At 39.8% G+C, this 16,350-nt stretch carries 16 protein-coding genes; 13 read left to right on the top strand and 3 right to left on the bottom strand.

What is annotated here, in order from left to right:
• Window positions 1–255 precede the first annotated feature (255 nt).
• The 6 genes from ilvD (at window position 256) to hpaB (ending at window position 9,178) form a co-directional block, all read left to right on the top strand.
• A complete protein-coding gene (ilvD, locus tag BMZ06_RS09425) occupies window positions 256–1,953 on the top strand; it encodes a dihydroxy-acid dehydratase (protein WP_089751795.1) in 1,698 nt (565 codons plus the stop codon).
• 673 nt (window positions 1,954–2,626) lie between these two features.
• A complete protein-coding gene (locus BMZ06_RS09420; protein ID WP_089751794.1) occupies window positions 2,627–3,202 on the top strand; it encodes a histidine phosphatase family protein in 576 nt (191 codons plus the stop codon).
• 157 nt (window positions 3,203–3,359) lie between these two features.
• On the top strand, window positions 3,360–4,292 hold the full coding sequence (locus BMZ06_RS09415) for an aldo/keto reductase (protein ID WP_089751793.1): 933 nt from the start codon (window positions 3,360–3,362) through the stop codon (window positions 4,290–4,292).
• Between the two features lie 429 nt (window positions 4,293–4,721).
• Window positions 4,722–6,314, top strand: a complete 1,593-nt coding sequence (aceB, locus tag BMZ06_RS09410; protein WP_089751792.1) for a malate synthase A — start codon at window positions 4,722–4,724, stop codon at window positions 6,312–6,314.
• 5 nt (window positions 6,315–6,319) lie between these two features.
• Window positions 6,320–7,621, top strand: coding sequence for an isocitrate lyase (gene aceA / locus BMZ06_RS09405; RefSeq protein ID WP_425431754.1), 1,302 nt, complete (start codon window positions 6,320–6,322; stop codon window positions 7,619–7,621).
• 120 nt (window positions 7,622–7,741) lie between these two features.
• Entirely contained in the window at window positions 7,742–9,178 is a 1,437-nt protein-coding gene (gene hpaB / locus BMZ06_RS09400; protein WP_089751790.1) for a 4-hydroxyphenylacetate 3-monooxygenase, oxygenase component, read from the top strand.
• A 16-nt stretch (window positions 9,179–9,194) separates the two neighbouring features.
• Here the strand turns inward: hpaB and BMZ06_RS20670 are convergent, their stop codons facing one another.
• Window positions 9,195–9,332: a hypothetical protein gene (locus tag BMZ06_RS20670; RefSeq protein ID WP_175477850.1), complete on the bottom strand. Its 138-nt coding sequence runs from the start codon at window positions 9,330–9,332 to the stop codon at window positions 9,195–9,197.
• Window positions 9,333–9,464: 132 nt separating this feature from the next.
• Between BMZ06_RS20670 and BMZ06_RS09395 the strand changes: the two genes are divergently transcribed.
• The 3 genes from BMZ06_RS09395 to BMZ06_RS09385 all read left to right on the top strand — a co-directional run bounded on the left by BMZ06_RS09395 (window position 9,465) and on the right by BMZ06_RS09385 (window position 10,732).
• Window positions 9,465–9,701 (top strand): YozQ family protein, encoded by a 237-nt coding sequence (locus BMZ06_RS09395; protein WP_245755991.1) that lies wholly within the window; start codon window positions 9,465–9,467, stop codon window positions 9,699–9,701.
• Window positions 9,702–9,713: 12 nt separating this feature from the next.
• Entirely contained in the window at window positions 9,714–9,971 is a 258-nt protein-coding gene (locus BMZ06_RS09390; protein ID WP_089751788.1) for an alpha/beta-type small acid-soluble spore protein, read from the top strand.
• A gap of 164 nt (window positions 9,972–10,135) precedes the next feature.
• Window positions 10,136–10,732, top strand: a complete 597-nt coding sequence (locus BMZ06_RS09385) for an RIO1 family regulatory kinase/ATPase domain-containing protein (protein ID WP_089751787.1) — start codon at window positions 10,136–10,138, stop codon at window positions 10,730–10,732.
• Window positions 10,733–10,848: 116 nt separating this feature from the next.
• Here BMZ06_RS09385 and BMZ06_RS09380 read toward each other — a convergent pair whose 3' ends face one another.
• Complete coding sequence (locus BMZ06_RS09380; RefSeq protein ID WP_175477849.1) at window positions 10,849–11,658, bottom strand: alpha/beta fold hydrolase; 810 nt, start codon at window positions 11,656–11,658, stop codon at window positions 10,849–10,851.
• A 773-nt stretch (window positions 11,659–12,431) separates the two neighbouring features.
• On the opposite strand from BMZ06_RS09380, the gene BMZ06_RS09375 reads away from it, so the two are divergent.
• On the top strand, window positions 12,432–12,671 hold the full coding sequence (locus BMZ06_RS09375) for a hypothetical protein (RefSeq protein ID WP_014644194.1): 240 nt from the start codon (window positions 12,432–12,434) through the stop codon (window positions 12,669–12,671).
• 46 nt (window positions 12,672–12,717) lie between these two features.
• Here BMZ06_RS09375 and BMZ06_RS09370 read toward each other — a convergent pair whose 3' ends face one another.
• Window positions 12,718–13,476, bottom strand: coding sequence for a TrmB family transcriptional regulator (locus BMZ06_RS09370; RefSeq protein WP_089751785.1), 759 nt, complete (start codon window positions 13,474–13,476; stop codon window positions 12,718–12,720).
• Window positions 13,477–13,624: 148 nt separating this feature from the next.
• Here BMZ06_RS09370 and BMZ06_RS09365 point away from each other — a divergent pair, with 148 nt between their 5' ends.
• The 3 genes from BMZ06_RS09365 to BMZ06_RS09355 all read left to right on the top strand — a co-directional run bounded on the left by BMZ06_RS09365 (window position 13,625) and on the right by BMZ06_RS09355 (window position 16,234).
• Entirely contained in the window at window positions 13,625–14,791 is a 1,167-nt protein-coding gene (locus BMZ06_RS09365) for an MFS transporter (protein ID WP_089751784.1), read from the top strand.
• Between the two features lie 140 nt (window positions 14,792–14,931).
• Window positions 14,932–15,120, top strand: coding sequence for a YfhD family protein (locus BMZ06_RS09360; RefSeq protein WP_089751783.1), 189 nt, complete (start codon window positions 14,932–14,934; stop codon window positions 15,118–15,120).
• A 196-nt stretch (window positions 15,121–15,316) separates the two neighbouring features.
• Complete coding sequence (locus BMZ06_RS09355; RefSeq protein ID WP_089751782.1) at window positions 15,317–16,234, top strand: glycine betaine ABC transporter substrate-binding protein; 918 nt, start codon at window positions 15,317–15,319, stop codon at window positions 16,232–16,234.
• Window positions 16,235–16,350 lie beyond the last annotated feature (116 nt).

Here is a 16,350-nt window from a genome sequence, read left to right as displayed (position 1 = left end):
CGTATTTACCACATGCTCCTTATTTTATCATACTTTGATAATGAAATTTGTAATGAATTCTTGAAGAATGTGTGCAGATTTTGATGTTTTACCAAATTATTCATCAAAGGTGGAGTTATACAAAAAAGAAAGCGCTTTATATTAAAAGAAAGTTTTATATTTTCAGAAAAGTCATTGCCTTTACTCATCCTAGTTAGTATCATCATAATAAGTTGTTTCAAAAATCGACAAACAAAAAGATAAGGGGTGCAGGAGATGGATCAATCCAAAAAAGATTTAAGAATTAATAGTAAAGTCATCAGTGAAGGAGTTAATCGTGTTCCCAACCGTTCTATGCTTAGAGCTGTAGGTTTTACGGACGAGGACTTCAAAAAGCCGATGATTGGAATTGCCAGTACATGGAGTGAGGTTACACCTTGCAACGTACATATTGATCGGCTGGCGCGAGAAGCCAAAGATGGCGCCCGCGATAATGGCGGAGCTCCAATGATTTTTAACACGATTACGGTTTCCGATGGAATTGCAATGGGACATGAAGGTATGTTCTACTCTCTTCCAAGCCGTGAAGTAATTGCAGATTCCATTGAAACCGTAACGAATGCTGAGCGTCTTGATGGCATTGTGGCGATCGGAGGATGTGATAAAACCACCCCTGGATGTTTAATGTCAATTGGCCGTATGAATATTCCTTCTGTCTATGTATATGGAGGGACCATTCAACCAGGTAAGCTGAACGGGGAGGATATTGATATCGTATCTTCTTTTGAAGCCGTTGGTAAGTATCATGAAGGTCAGATTAATGATGAAGAACTTCATAAGGTAGAGTGTAATGCATGCCCAGGTGCAGGTGCATGCGGCGGAATGTACACGGCCAATACAATGGCTTCAGCCGTAGAGGCTCTTGGAATGAGTATCCCTGGTTCTTCTTCAACACCTGCTGTGAATGATTATAAAGAGCAAGAGTGTAAACAAGCTGGAGAATTAGTAATAGATCTTTTAGAAAAAGGCATTTACCCTAGAGATATTATGACTAAAGAAGCATTCGAAAACGCAATTACAGTTGTTATGGCTTTAGGAGGCTCCACGAACGCTTTTCTACACCTGCTTGCGATGGCTCATTCGGCGGGAGTCGATTTGACGCTGGATGATTTTGAAAGAGTACGACAGGAGGTCCCTCATATAGCTGATATGAAACCAAGTGGAAAATATGTAATGCAGGATCTTTATGAAAGCGGTGGCGTTCCAGCCGTTATGAAGCTTCTACATGAAAATGGACTCTTGAATGGAGATTGTCTCACAGTTACAGGAAAAACTGTGGCTGAAAACCTCGCAGAAGCTCCAGCATTAAAAGAAGGTCAGAAAGTGATTCTTCCGCTGGATAAACCGATTAAACCAAACGGACCGCTGGTAGTGCTCAAAGGAAACCTTGCACCTGAAGGAGCGGTCGCAAAAATGTCTGGTCAAAAGATCAGCAGATTTGAAGGACCGGCCCGGGTTTATGATAGTGAAGCAGAAGCCACCCAGGCTATCGTAGATGATGAAATTAAAGAGGGAGACGTGCTTGTCATCCGCAATGTTGGTCCTAGAGGCGGTCCAGGAATGCCGGAAATGCTATCCATTACAGCTATGATCGTTGGAAAAGGGCTTGGAGGTAAAGTGGCCTTGCTTACAGATGGACGTTTCTCAGGAGGATCACACGGTTTCGTGATTGGACACGTAGCTCCGGAAGCAGCTCTGGGAGGTCCTATTGGTATTCTGAAGGAAGGAGACACGATTACCATCGACAGTGACGTGCAGCAAATTAACTTTGATGTTTCTGATGAAGAATTTAAACGCAGAAAACAAGAATGGCAAAAACCTGCACTTAAATACAAAACAGGTATCTTAGCGAAATATGCTAAATTAGTGTCTTCTTCAGCTAAAGGAGCAGTAACAGACGCAGACTTGGAATAATTTTTTTGAAAGGGCGGCTTTATAAGCTGCCCTTTTTTATAATATTTGGCGCTGTTAAACGCTGGTATTAATTCTTGATAAAAGCCTAATTAAGCAATAGGGCCGGTTACTGTAAGATTCAGATTCGAGATATCGGGTTACTGTGAAGGTCCTGAGGGGGACGATTCGCTTTCCGTGGGCATGTGCTGAGCCTCCTCAGTCTTTTCATCCCACAGGAGTCTTCATCGTCCCCCTCCGGACCTTGCTAAATCAGAAACTCGAAACTACTTAAAAAATCACCTACGTAATGAGGAATTAGACCATTTGGCTTTGTATCTACTTTCAGGATGTAACGATGCGTAATAGCCTGTCATAAAAGCATTTAATACAGATTAAGGAGGAGGACTTTTCTCTTCTGGCAGGGTCCGTTCACAAAATTATAGTTGGGTTGGTGGGGAAATGGCGAGACTCCCATGGGAGAAGGAACTAGGTGAGATCCCGCAGGGAGTGAAACAAGCGAGGAAGCTCACCGTTCCCCCATAGGAAAGCGAGTTATTTCCCCACCAGCCCTCTTCCACATAGAGTAACGGACCCCAACTATCTCGAAACTGAGTCTTACAGTAATCGGGAGCTTTTCTTTAGCTATTAACCCTGAGATTTAATAGAGCAAATTTTAAGGAGGTAATGAAGTAAAATGACTAAAATAGGATTGATCCGTCATGGAAGTACATCTTGGAATAAAGAAAAACGTGCTCAGGGTAAGTCAGACATACCTTTAAACCAAGAAGGAATAAGTGATGCTGAAAAGCTTGCAGAGCGATTACATACAGAAGAATGGGAAGTGTTATACACAAGTCCATTAAAGAGGGCTGCTCAAACGGCACAGATTATTTCCAATCGGCTGGGCTTGGAGATCAGTTACGATATCCGCCTGCAGGAGGTGGACGGCGGTCAAATTGAGGGGACGACAGAGGAAGAAAGAATTGAAAAATGGGGAAGCGGCTGGCGGGAGCTCGACCTGGGAATTGAGAAAAAAGAAAGAATTAAGGAACGGGGGATCTCCGTCATCAATGAGCTGGTGAAAAGAAATACCGGGAGAAATATTTTAGTGGTTAGTCATGGTGCTTTAATCAGTCATTTGGTAAGCGAACTTGATCCTGTGAAAATACGAAAAGAACATATGAGAAATACTTCCATCACAGAAGTTATATTAGAACAAGGTCATTGGTCTTGTGAATTGTTTAATTGTACAAAACATTTAGAGATCTAAAGAAGAGCGGCTCTAAAGTAGAGCCGCTCTTCTTTAACATTGGGAATCACTCTTTTTTCAATAGTTCCAGGGGATGTGTTTAAAGTCTGCGTGTGCTGTTTTCTTCTTATAATAACGTGGTAAAAGAATAGAAGAATTGATAAAGGAGATGAGTAAAATGGACAAATTGGTGAGTCTTGGGAAATCAGGTTTATCCGTAAACCCAATAGGATTGGGTACAAACGCTGTAGGCGGTCATAATATATATCCGAATCTTGATGAAGAAGCTGGAAAAGATGTGGTGCGTACGGCGCTTGAGAACAATATGAACTTTTTAGACACAGCTTTTATTTATGGCCCGAAGCGTTCTGAGGAACTAGTTGGTCAAGTTATCAAAGAGCGGGGTAATCGTGAAGAGGTCGTACTAGCCACTAAAGGTGCACATGAGTTTAAAGGAGACGACGTGGTTTTTAACAACTCGCCTTCTTTTCTAAAAGAGGCTGTGGAAGGAAGTTTGGATCGTCTACAGACAGATTACATTGATTTATTTTATATACACTTTCCAGATGATCATACACCAAAAGATGAAGCTGTGGGAGCTTTAAAAGAAATGAAGGATCAAGGTAAAATTCGTTCCATAGGAGTGTCGAACTTTTCAGTCGATCAGTTGAAAGAGGCGGATAAGGACGGATATGTAGATGTAATTCAGGGAGAATACAATCTGTTTAAACGAGAAGCAGAAAAGGAGATGCTTCCTTACACAGCCGAGAATGGAATTTCCTTTGTACCTTATTTCCCATTTGCTTCTGGTCTGCTAACAGGGAAATATAACGAACATACAACATTCAATGATTTTCGTGCTAAAAACCCGTTGTTCCAGGGCGAAGAATATATAAAAAATTTGCAAAAAGTCGATCAGTTGAAAAGAATAGCTCATTCGAAAAATGTAGAGGTTCCAAACCTCGTGCTAGCCTGGTATTTAACTCAGGACTCGATTGATGCTGTCATCCCCGGTGCTAAAAAAATAGACCAAGTAACGAACAACTTAAAGACATTGGATTTAGAGCTATCTAAAGAGGAAGTAAAGCAAATACACGAAATTTTTGCTTAAATAAAATGCCTGCCCATCGTGGCAGGCATTTTTAGGCTGTTGAAAAAAATTATGGAGGTATATATAGCCCATGAAGCCCGTTATTTCCCAGTTTTTGAGGGAGAGATATATTACATCATCTGCCTATTTATATAAAATTTTCAAAAAACTGTTGCAAAACAAGTTGTTACATCGTAAACTGTATCATAACAGTTAAAGGTTAGTTAAGCTGTTATATAAAAAAGGAGGAATTTAAAATGAAAAAGAAAAATCAAACGGTTTCTGTTCCATGTCCGCAATGTGGTGCTGAAGTGAAGGGTCATCATTATACTTACATGATGGAATGCGATCGGTGTCTGTCTAAGAAAGCTGAATAAAAGTACGTTATTTCTGTTATATAACAATATATAATTTTGTTATCTAATATATAACATAAAGAGGGGGTTGGAAATGGAGACAAAGTTTTCCGGGATCAAGGTGAAGGGCCACCTGCAACCAGGTTTTGAAGAAATTTTAAACCAAGAAGCTCTGGATTTTCTAGAATCCTTACATCTTCATTTTGAAGAGAGACGAGAGCAATTATTAGAAAAAAGGGAAGAAGTTCAATCAAAGTTAGAGCGAGGGGAAAAGCCGGATTTTCTTAAAGAAACGGAACGTATCCGACAAGGGAATTGGCAGATAAGTTATCTGCCAAAAGATTTAAAAGATCGAAGAGTAGAAATTACCGGTCCTGTTGATCGTAAGATGGTCATTAATGGGCTGAATTCTGGAGCAAAAGTATTTATGGCGGACTTTGAGGATGCCAACTCGCCCACGTGGTCGAATACGATTCACGGGCAGATTAATTTGCGGGACGCGATTCAGAAAACCATTACCTTTCAAAATGATAAAGGTAAATTGTATCAACTGGAAAAAGATACAGCTGTACTTATGGTGCGACCGAGAGGCTGGCACTTAGAGGAAAAGCACCTAACTTATCAGGATAAGGCAATGTCTGGAAGTCTCGTTGATTTCGGATTGTATTTTTTCCACAATGCCAAACAGCTGATAAAGAACGGATCAGGCCCTTACTTTTATCTCCCTAAACTTGAAAATCACAAAGAAGCGCGGTTATGGAACGACATTTTCGTTTATGCTCAGAACTACATGAACATTCCTCAAGGAACAATTAAAGCAACGGTTTTATTGGAAACGATCCTCGCCGCTTATGAAATGGATGAAATATTGTATGAATTAAAGGAACACTCGGCAGGACTTAATTGCGGACGCTGGGATTATATCTTCAGTTACTTAAAAAAATTCCGTCACGATCCATCTATGATACTTCCTGATCGTTCAGAAGTAACGATGACTGTTCCATTTATGCGTGCCTATTCTTTACTGACCATTCAAACGTGTCATAACCGTGGAGCTCCTGCGATAGGAGGCATGGCAGCTCAAATACCTGTAAAAAATGATCCCTCCAAGAATGAAGCAGCTTTTCAAAAAGTAATAGCTGACAAGAAAAGGGAAGTCCGAGACGGACATGATGGGACCTGGGTAGCTCATCCTGGAATGGTTCAGGCGGCCATGGAAGTGTTCAATGAGGAAATGCCGGAACCCAATCAAATCAGTAAAACGAAAGAGAAGATTACAGTTTCAGCAGCAGACTTGCTGGAAGTTCCTGAAGGAGAAATTACGGAAGAGGGGTTACGCACGAACATTAACATAGGGATTCAATACATTGCATCATGGCTCGCTGGAAAAGGAGCTGCACCGATTCATCACTTAATGGAAGATGCTGCAACGGCTGAAATTTCAAGAGCTCAAGTGTGGCAATGGATCCGTCATCCAAAAGGTACATTGAATGACGGACGTATAATTACGTTTGAGCTTTACGATAAGTTAAAAGAAGAAGAGATGGAGGCTATCCGACAAGAAGTAAGTGCCGATTTTTTCAAAAAACGGCCATATAAAGAAGCTGAAAAACTATTCGATACCTTAATTAGAAATGATGAGTTTGAAGACTTTTTAACCATTAAAGCCTATGAGCAGTTATCTTGAGGGGGATGAGCGGAATGATGAATGAGAGAGTAGAAAAACTAAGAAATCAATGGCAAGAACAACGTTGGAGCGGCGTGTTACGTCCATATGAGCCAGAAGACGTTATCCGATTAAGAGGGTCTATGGATATCCAACATACACTTGCTGAAAAGGGCGCCGAAAAATTGTGGAACCTTCTCCATGAAGAAGACTATGTTCACGCCTTGGGTGCTCTAACTGGAAACCAGGCAATGCAGCAAGTAAAAGCCGGACTTAAGGCTATTTATCTGAGTGGTTGGCAGGTAGCAGCGGACGCTAATATGTCGGGACACATGTACCCGGATCAAAGCTTGTATCCTGCGAACAGCGTGCCTCAGGTAGTTAAAAGAATTAATCAGGCATTACAGCGTGCAGATCAAATTCATCATATGGAAGGAAAACACGACATTGACTGGTTCGCCCCTATTGTTGCGGATGCCGAAGCGGGTTTTGGGGGACAGCTAAACGTTTTTGAATTAATGAAAGGAATGATAGAAGCGGGAGCATCGGCCGTCCACTTTGAAGATCAGCTATCCTCAGAGAAGAAATGCGGCCACCTTGGTGGTAAGGTTCTTCTGCCTACTCAAACAGCTGTTCGAAATTTAATCTCTGCACGCTTTGCAGCTGATGTAATGGGTGTCCCTACTATTATTATAGCGCGAACCGATGCGAATGCAGCGGATCTTATCACAAGTGATGTGGATGGAAGTGATGCGGAATTTCTAACAGGAGAAAGGACAGCGGAAGGTTTTTATAAAACGGAAGCGGGGATAGATCAGGCGATTTCAAGAGGGTTAGCTTATGCCCCTTATGCAGACTTAGTGTGGTGTGAAACCTCGGAACCAAACATAGAAGAAGCAAAAAGATTTGCGGAAGCCATTCATGAAAAGTTTCCAGGAAAACTGCTTGCCTACAATTGTTCGCCTTCTTTTAATTGGAAGAAAAAACTGGATGACGAGACGATCGCGAGTTTTCAACGGACACTTGGTGAGATGGGTTATAAATTTCAGTTTGTAACTCTTGCAGGTTTTCACGCGCTTAATCATGGCATGTTTGAATTAGCCAGACATTATAAAGACCGTGGAATGGAAGCTTATTCTGAATTACAGCAAGCTGAATTTAGTAGTGAGACTTACGGATATTCAGCTACCAGACACCAGCGGGAAGTAGGAACCGGCTATTTTGATGAAGTAGCTCAAATTATTTCAGGAGGTACGTCGTCCACTACGGCATTAAAAGGCTCTACCGAATCCGAGCAATTTACGACGGAAACAGTATCTCAGTCCTAACCTTCAAGCCCATCTTAAATAGGTGGGCTTTTTGTAGGGAATTTTTCACATAATCTTTACAAAGTAATAAGGTATGTTATCGGCTGTTTTTGTGTGTACGTAAGCAAAGGGAGTGATTACATGCCTGCCATATCAGGTGATGAGTACAAGGAAAGAGTGGATGGGATAAACGCGGAAGTTTGGCTGGACGGAGAACGGGTTACGGGAAGAATATCAAGTCACCCTGCATTTAAAGGAGTAATCCAGACTCAGGGCGAGCTTTATGATTTGCAGTTGAACCCCGGTCATAAAAAAGAATTAACTTTCATGTCAGATACCACGGGAAATGAGATTGGTATCTCTTACTTAATTCCGAAAACAAAAGAAGATCTTGAAAAAAGAAGAAAGATGATTCAATGCTGGGCACGCCATTCAGGCGGTTTATTAGGGCGGAGTCCTGACTATATGAATACAGTGTTTGCGTCCTTTGCCGCTTCAGCCGACTTATTAAGAGGGGAAGCTAATTGCTATCCGGATCGTTTGTTATCCATCTATGAGGAAGCGCGTGAACAAGATCTTACCTTTACGCACACGTTTGTAAATCCTCAGACTAATCGTGGTAAACTGGCTTTTCTTGATGAAGATGTAACCAATGCACGTATCGTGAGCCGAACGAAAACGGGGCTTATTATTAAAGGAGCTAAACTGCTGGCCACTCAGGGCGGCATGACAGATCAAATCATTGTTTTTTCTGCCCCCGGAGTACAAGAGAGCGCTCACACCTACGGTTTTTCAATTCCCAGCAATACGAAAGGATTAAAGTATATTTGCCGGGAATCCTTCAGTAATGACCATTCCTCTTATAATTCTCCTCTCTCATCTAAATTTGATGAAATGGATACGGTGGTAATATTTGATGATGTACTAGTTCCGTGGGAAAGAGTATTCCTGCATGATAATATACGAGCAGCTGATAACTTTTATAAGAAAGGTAAATTCATTCCATTCACGCTCCATCAGATTATTTCCAGACAAATTATTAAATTAGAGTTTCTATTAGGCATCGCTCACCAAATTGTGGAGACCATCAATATAGGAGAATACCAGCATATTCAGGCCAAAGTGGTTGAAATTATAAAAGGCTTGGAGAGTTTAAAGGCTTTGCTCCACTATTCTGAATGCCAGGCTGAAACTGACAAAAGTGGAACAATTGTGCCCTCTGTTCAGCCTCTATATGTAGCCATTAATCAAACACAGGAATTGTATCCTCGATTGATTGAAATCATTCAACTGATAGGTGCAAGTGGATTAATGACTATTCCTCACGAAAAAACGTTTGATTCAAGTGTAGGAGAAGAATTAAACCATTACTTGAGAGCAGGGGATTGGAAAGGTAAGGATAGGGTAGCTTTATTCAGGTTAGCATGGGATCTGACTATGAGCTCGTTCGGTTCGAGACAAACACTTTATGAGCGGTTCTTTTTTGGAGATCCGATCCGTATTTCTCAAACCATTTATCAAATGTATGATGAAAAACCTTCGATTTCGTTTGTTTCAAGGTTTCTAAAAGAAAGCTGACGGCAAGCGTCAGCTTTTATCTTTTAGTATTACTTTTTTTAGCTTTTTGTTCAAATTGGGAATCTGGCTGCTGATCGGCTATGTCTTCTGTCAAACCTTGAGGATTCACGGTTTTTGGGACCTTTCTTTTATTGGCATTACTTTTCTTGCTCATCGTTTAACACCTCCATATATAGTTTGGATGATAAAAATAATTTTATCCAAGCTTTAGTTGTTCATTTAAAGGACATCGAATGAATTTAAATAAAGAAGTAGAAACTAAGAGCAAGTAAAGGAGGTATTTATCTTGAAAAATAAAAAACAAAAAATAGAAGAAATAGCTGAACGCAATTATGAGCAGGCTGATTACGAAAAAACTGATGAAGCATCGCAGGGTCTTTCAGTCACTCACGAACAAGTTTCGGACACGATGACGGAAGGATCGATCGACGGTAACATTGATCAATTAGACCAGGATGGAAATTTAATAAGTCATGAAGGCAAACCTCTTTCACGAGATTGTTTTCCTAAGTATAAGAAGTGAGGAGTTATTTATATGGCCAGAAAAAATAAAATATTAGTTCCAGAGGCACAAAAAGGCCTGGATGATTTGAAGCAAAGACTGCTGAAAAGCCAGACTCCTGAAAATGCAAAGTTTGAAGTTGCAGAAGAAAAAGGCATACCATTAAACCGATATGATAACGGAGACTTAAGTACACGGGACGCTGGCCGAATTGGCGGACCAATCGGGGGACAAATGGTAAAAGAATTAGTTAGACAAGCCCAGAAGGATCTTATGGAAAAAAATAAATAGTGCTCAAATAAGAAAGCGGGAAGAAAATCTTCCCGCTTTCTTATTTGAGCACTAAAATGATATAGTTGCGTAAATTAGAATGAACAAGCAAAGTTCATTCTTTTTTTGTGAACTCCGGTATAATAGAAAGTAATAAATAAACGTTTTTCCATAGAGGGGATACTATGAAAAAGATAGAAGATCTGGTCGAGGCAATTGTGTTTAAAGATAACCGTATTGTAACTTCTCCGGTTGAACTCGAGTGTGTAGGTCAGGGGCGCAGTGCGGCTGTTTTTAAAATGAAAAACATCAATCAGGTAATCAAAGTCTTTTACCCTTCTCATAAGCATTTAGCATTCAGAGAAGCAGAGGTTTATAATCGCTTATCCAACCGAGTATTTTTTCCACGTTTAATAGAAGTTGGAGATGGCTATTTAATTCTGGAGTATGTAGAAGGTATTACTTTTTACGACTGTCTCACAACTGGAAAACGTATTACTCCAGAGATGGTACGTAAAGTTGATGAAGTGTTAACATATGTGAGAAGTAGGGGCTTGACACCTAGTGATATACATCTGAGAAATATTATGCTAACCAGAAATAACGAAGTAGTACTGATTGATGTGGTAAGATTCACTCAACCTTACGAATGTCAATATTGGCCCGACTTGAAGAAAGCATACTATAAGTTTTACTTGAGAAAGTTTTTCCCTAAGCGATTTCCTAAATTATTGATAGAATTGATCATACTGCTGTATCGGAAACGCTTGTTATCCATTTAGGAGGAGAAGGCTTTAGGAGCGGGAGGGGTTCTTAGGATAAATATACACATGACCATCTTTTTATTGGAGAAAGAGCCGATTCGCCGGACCTCTTTCTCCTTTTATAAACCGATATTTCAAGTCTTTTCTTCTAGTATGGAGCCATGGATGTTTCCTTTGGCTTTGATATATGAGATTGAGCAGTTATTGAAAATTTCTGGCGTGTCCAGGTTTACTACATGGCCGGAATTAGGAATGAAAAGGCATGTTGTATTAGGTATATTCCTTACATCCTTCCATGTATCTTTTTTAAACATGCGGTCTCCGCTGCCCATAAGGTAAAGTTTAGGAATAGATCCAGCCGTTTTTTCTACATTCTCAAAGGTAGTGTCTACAGTGGGAGCTATATCATACCAACCTAAAAACTCTGCTCGTTTCATTTGAGAAGCTTCTTTTATGAAAGCATTCCTTGATTCTTTGTGGTTTTTTCTAGGCATCAGCACTCGTGCAAACAAAGAATACAGCCATAAATATGGCATGACATTCTTGGCCAGCTTTCCAAAAGCAAGAAGCAGCCTCGATATAGGGTTAATTTTTGTTATGGCTCCTCCCATTACGGCAGTTTCTACGCGGTTAGGGGCCATAGATAGCAACTGGTGAATGATAACCGTTCCGAGAGACACCCCAACGAAATGCGCTTTCTTAATTCGTAATTGATCCATAACCTCGATAACATCATTAGCCGCCTCTTTAAAAGAAAACGAGCTTGAGTTTGTATAAACACTTGGGGACCCCTTATGTCCACGGAGATGAACAGCGACAACATTAAAATGTTTTTTATATTCTTTAATTTGAGGGAAAAAGATGTTGGCACTTCCACCTATCCCATGAAGTAAAAGTACATATGGTTTTGTATGTTCTTCACTAAATACTTTATATTCTAACAAGTTTACACCTCTATTTATTTAAAAGACTCAGTCGCAATAAAGACAATTGATGGGGCTTCTTTATATCAATATTTCACAGATTATACCATGCATACGGTCTGTGCTTTCCACTCTTAATCTTTGACTATTGATAATAACTTTTTAACAGACTCCTCCACTTTCAATCCCTTTTCATACTTTTACAACTCATTTGCTGATCAATCGAAGTAATATTGATTGTAAGTTTTGGGTTAATCGTTAGGTTGAGCAGGGATTAATTCTTTACTTTCATAACACATATACCCGCTTCTCCTCTATTAAATTCAGCGTAATGAACATCCACGCAGTTCCTGAGATAAAAAGAGGGGCTTTCCTGTCTTAAAGCCTTCAGCCTCACTCTTACAAGCAGACCGCTGGATAGTGTTATTTGTTGTGTTTGCCAGCCTTAATTTACCTTAGTTTTAAAGTAGAGGCAAGGGAGGTGGTTTAGACGTTTAAGGAAAAAACCTGAGGAGAGATGCTTATTAAAGATAAAGTCGGGCTCAACAAATGACTTCGTTTAATATCTTTAAGACAGATCCTTGCCTGAGAGAGGGGCTGGATCACGTTATCTTCCGTTTCTAACCGGAGGAATAACTTGAAAAAACTCTTCCTTTGGTAACTTCGAATTATTTTAATATAAGGAGAATCCTGCAAATTCTTTTCTAATAATCATTCTGTATCCATTAGCTTTCTTATGTTTTACAGCTCAATTTAAAGGGAAACCGTCCCTATATGAAAGGTGGAATAAAGAAATGACACAACATCGTTTAAGTAATGTAGAAGTAGGTCAAAACTATTTAGCAAAAGAATTAGACAGCTTTGTTTCTACAACCGATGTGGTTGTTCTATCAAACAATGAATCACAATTGTTTACTGATCCAGAGCGCCAATATAAAGTTGTGGACGTATTCGAAGGGTTCTTTGAACATTCCGCTGAGGACGGAGAAAAATACTTCCGTGAGAAAAAAGCTTATATAGTTGAAAAGGTATAATGATTACACCTCGGGTACTCCGGAATATAGGAGGCCGGAGGTGTTTTTAATACCTCAGTTTCATAAGAATCGTCTTGATACTCTCATCTTCCATGAGAATGTTTTCATATTTTTTTGTAATTTCGGTAAGGGCTACGTCGTGGTAAAAGAATTCAGTGAAAAATTTAACAAGAGATCTGGATAGTGTTTGTATCCCCTGCCACTCCCCCTGTTCAATCCCTGCGAACATTATCTCCTTTTCATCAACTATCAACAATTGATATTTTTCAAGAGCTTCATGACCTTCATTCGGTATTAACACATGAGTTTGTGGAATGGAACTCTCCAGTTCACCTACAGACAGCACTTCTACTGTAACGCCTTCATTTTTTTTCTGTTCAAGTAATGGAGTGAGAGCCTTCAAATGATCATTCCAACCTGATATGTAAATGCTGGAGTTCGCATTCTCTGTTAATTCTTTTGTAATAGACGAGATCGTTCTGCTGTTTTTTACTGTCCATACACGATCGTCCACCGGAGGGGGAGAGTATTTTTTATTCCTCAGATCTTTCACATTAGCTTCAAACTCGGAGGTTAGGTTTTCAATAATAGTTTCAAGCGGAACAGCATTATAAAGTTTTTTCCGGTCAGTAGAGGAACTTAAGATTAGCCCTTTCTCGACCATTCGATTCAGCACTTCATAAACTTTAGACTTGGGAACTTGAGAAAATCTAACAATTGTACTTGCGTCCATGGGCTGATGACTTGCAGATAATACTTCAAAAACTTGGCTTTCGTATTGAGTAAAACCGAATTTTTGTAACATACTAGATTCCCCTTGTCCATAACTTCTTGTTTAAAGAATACATGGAATAAGTTGTTGCGTAAAATATACTAGCATATTTTCTCTTGTTTTTGTAAAGGTAAGTGGTTACTATTGTAGTGGTAACCTAATTAGAGAGGGTTTTAGACGAATGAACAAAAAAGTATATATGCTGGCTATCGTTGCTTTTGTAGTTGGTACGGTTGAATTGATTATAGGCGGCACATTAGACCTGGTTGCTGCTGATTTACGTATTTCTTTAGGACAGGCTGGATTATTAATTACAATATTTTCTCTTGTTTTTGCTTTGGCTTCGCCCATACTCTTAACAGCGACTGCCAAAATAGAAAGAAAACAATTAATGTTATGGACGTTATTCATCTTTTTTACAGGAAATATGATAGCTTTCTGGAGTCCCTCTTACGCTATTCTTATGGCGGCAAGAGTGCTGACGGCAGCAAGTGGTTCCTTGTTAGTAGTGCTGGGGGTTACGATTGCCTCTGCTATTGTGGAGAATCAATACCGGGGACGTGCTATCGGCATTATTTTTATGGGAATTAGCGGATCGTTGGTTTTGGGCGTGCCAATAGGTCTAACCATTGGTAATGCATTTGGGTGGCGAGTTCCTTTCTTACTTATCTCGATCCTTACATTAGTCTCTATGATTGTTGTGGCGTTTACTTTGGAACGAATTAAGCCTAAGCCCGTGATTCCAATTAAGGAACAGCTCCATTCTTTGAAAGATAAGAAAATTTTTTCAGCTCAGTTGACCTCCTTCTTGTTTTTAACAGGTCATCTGACCTTATATGCTTATCTGACACCTTTTTTAAAAACGACTTTAGGGCTGGACCCAGCGTGGGTAAGTATTGCTTACTTTATTTTTGGTGTGGCAGCAGTGTCAGGCGGCGGTATAGGAGGTATGGCGGCAGATAAATGGGGATCGGAGAAGAGCATTATAGGTATTATTGTACTGTTTGCTTTAGCGATCTTTATCATTCCTTACGTTACTTTTTCATTACCTTTATTCTTAATTGTCATGGTCTTCTGGAGTTCTCTAAGCTGGGCAATCACACCTGCTCAGCAAAATTATCTTGTAGTTACTGCTCCTGAAACCTCTGATATCCAGCAAAGTTTGAACAACTCTGCTCTTCATTTAGGAATTGCTTTAGGTTCAACTATAGGTGGTATAGTAATTGAGCAGAGTTCAGTTATTCATAACGCCACAGTTGGTGGACTGTTTGTTCTTCTTGCTCTAGCTTCTAGCTGTTTCTCAATTACTAGAGGCAGTTCGAAAACCCAGACTATCCAGCAATATTGATATGGAAATAAATGTAACCTCAGGTCATCCAAAAAAATGGATGTTCCTGGGGTTTTTTATTTCATTTAATATGACCAAAGAATATAAAAGATTTTAGTTGTAAATAATAGAAATGATCAACCAAAAGGAGGGTATGGCTAATGGGAAGAGATGAACACAACAGCGGAAAAGGTAAGAGAAAACAACGACTTCCTCAAACACCTACAGATCAGAAGCACCCGGGTATCGACGTTGAATTTTCTGAAGAGCTTGCCGATCGTGAAGATATGGAAGCTCTAGAAAGAAGTAAAGCAGCTGACCGTCGTGCTCACAAAAAATCAAATAAATAAATGCCATATACTGTTACCTCAGGTCATCCAAATGTTGGATGTCTGAGGTAGCTATCAGCTTTTAAAACTAAATTAGTAAAAACTGAAAAGAATGATTGTACAGTTAAAATTGTTTGAACTTGAGATTGTTTATGCTATAATATGAAAATATAATCAAGACTAAAGTCATCAGGGAATATACTAAAGGAGGATATTAATGAGCAATTTACGTAAATGGCTTCCTGCATTATTTTTAGGAATCGTGCTTGTACTAGCCGCTTGTGGTGGAGGAGACGACTCCGAGAATGCTGAAGGTGGAAATGGTGATGGTGGTTCAGATAACGGCGAATCTACCGAAGAAAAAGGTTCTATTAGTATTGGTATGAACAACTGGGCTGAAAACGTAGCCGTATCAAATATGTGGAAAATTGTCTTAGAAGAAAAAGGGTATGACGTGGAGCTTAAACAAGTAGAAAAAGGATTCTTATATGAAGCCCTTTCTTCTGGAGACCTAGACATCGGGATGGAAATCTGGCTCCCAAACACAGACAAAGCTTTCTATGAAAAGTATGAAGAAGATGTTGACTGGCGCGAAACTTGGTATGAAGGTACAGAATTAGGCCTTGTGGTACCAACATATATGGAAGACATTAATACGATAGAAGATTTAAAAACTACAGATGCACTCGATGAGAAACAAATCGTGGGAATAGACGCTGGCGCAAGTCTGATGTCATTAACGGAAGACGCCATTAATGAATACGACTTGGACTATTCACTGGCCGCTTCATCTGGCCCAACAATGACAACAGAACTTAAAGGTGCCATTGAAGATGAAGAACCAATCGTTGTAACACTTTGGAAACCTCATTGGGTATTTGCAGAAATGGATCTTAAGTTCCTTGAAGATACTAAAGGCGTATATGGTGAATCAGAAAATATTTCATATGCTGCCCGTAAAGGTTTGGAAGAAGACAATCCTACCGTTGTAAAATGGTTTGACAACTTCAAGATGGACGACCAACAGCTGGGTAGTTTGATGGCTGCTTTAAACGAAGCAGAAACTCCTGAAGAGGGTGCCCAAAACTGGATCGATGAACATCAGGATGTCATTGATGAATGGACAGCTGAATAACGATTCCTTTACAAACAACCTGTTCTCCCGAGAACAGGTTGTTTTTTTATTGTCCTATAGAATTATCAGAAATATGTTACGATTAGGTAGGTATATATACATAAGGGGGAAATGAA

It is taken from the genome of Halobacillus alkaliphilus, assembly GCF_900113125.1.
Lineage (GTDB): Bacteria > Bacillota > Bacilli > Bacillales > Halobacillaceae > Halobacillus > Halobacillus alkaliphilus.
This window is presented reverse-complemented; position numbering and strand designations above follow the sequence as displayed.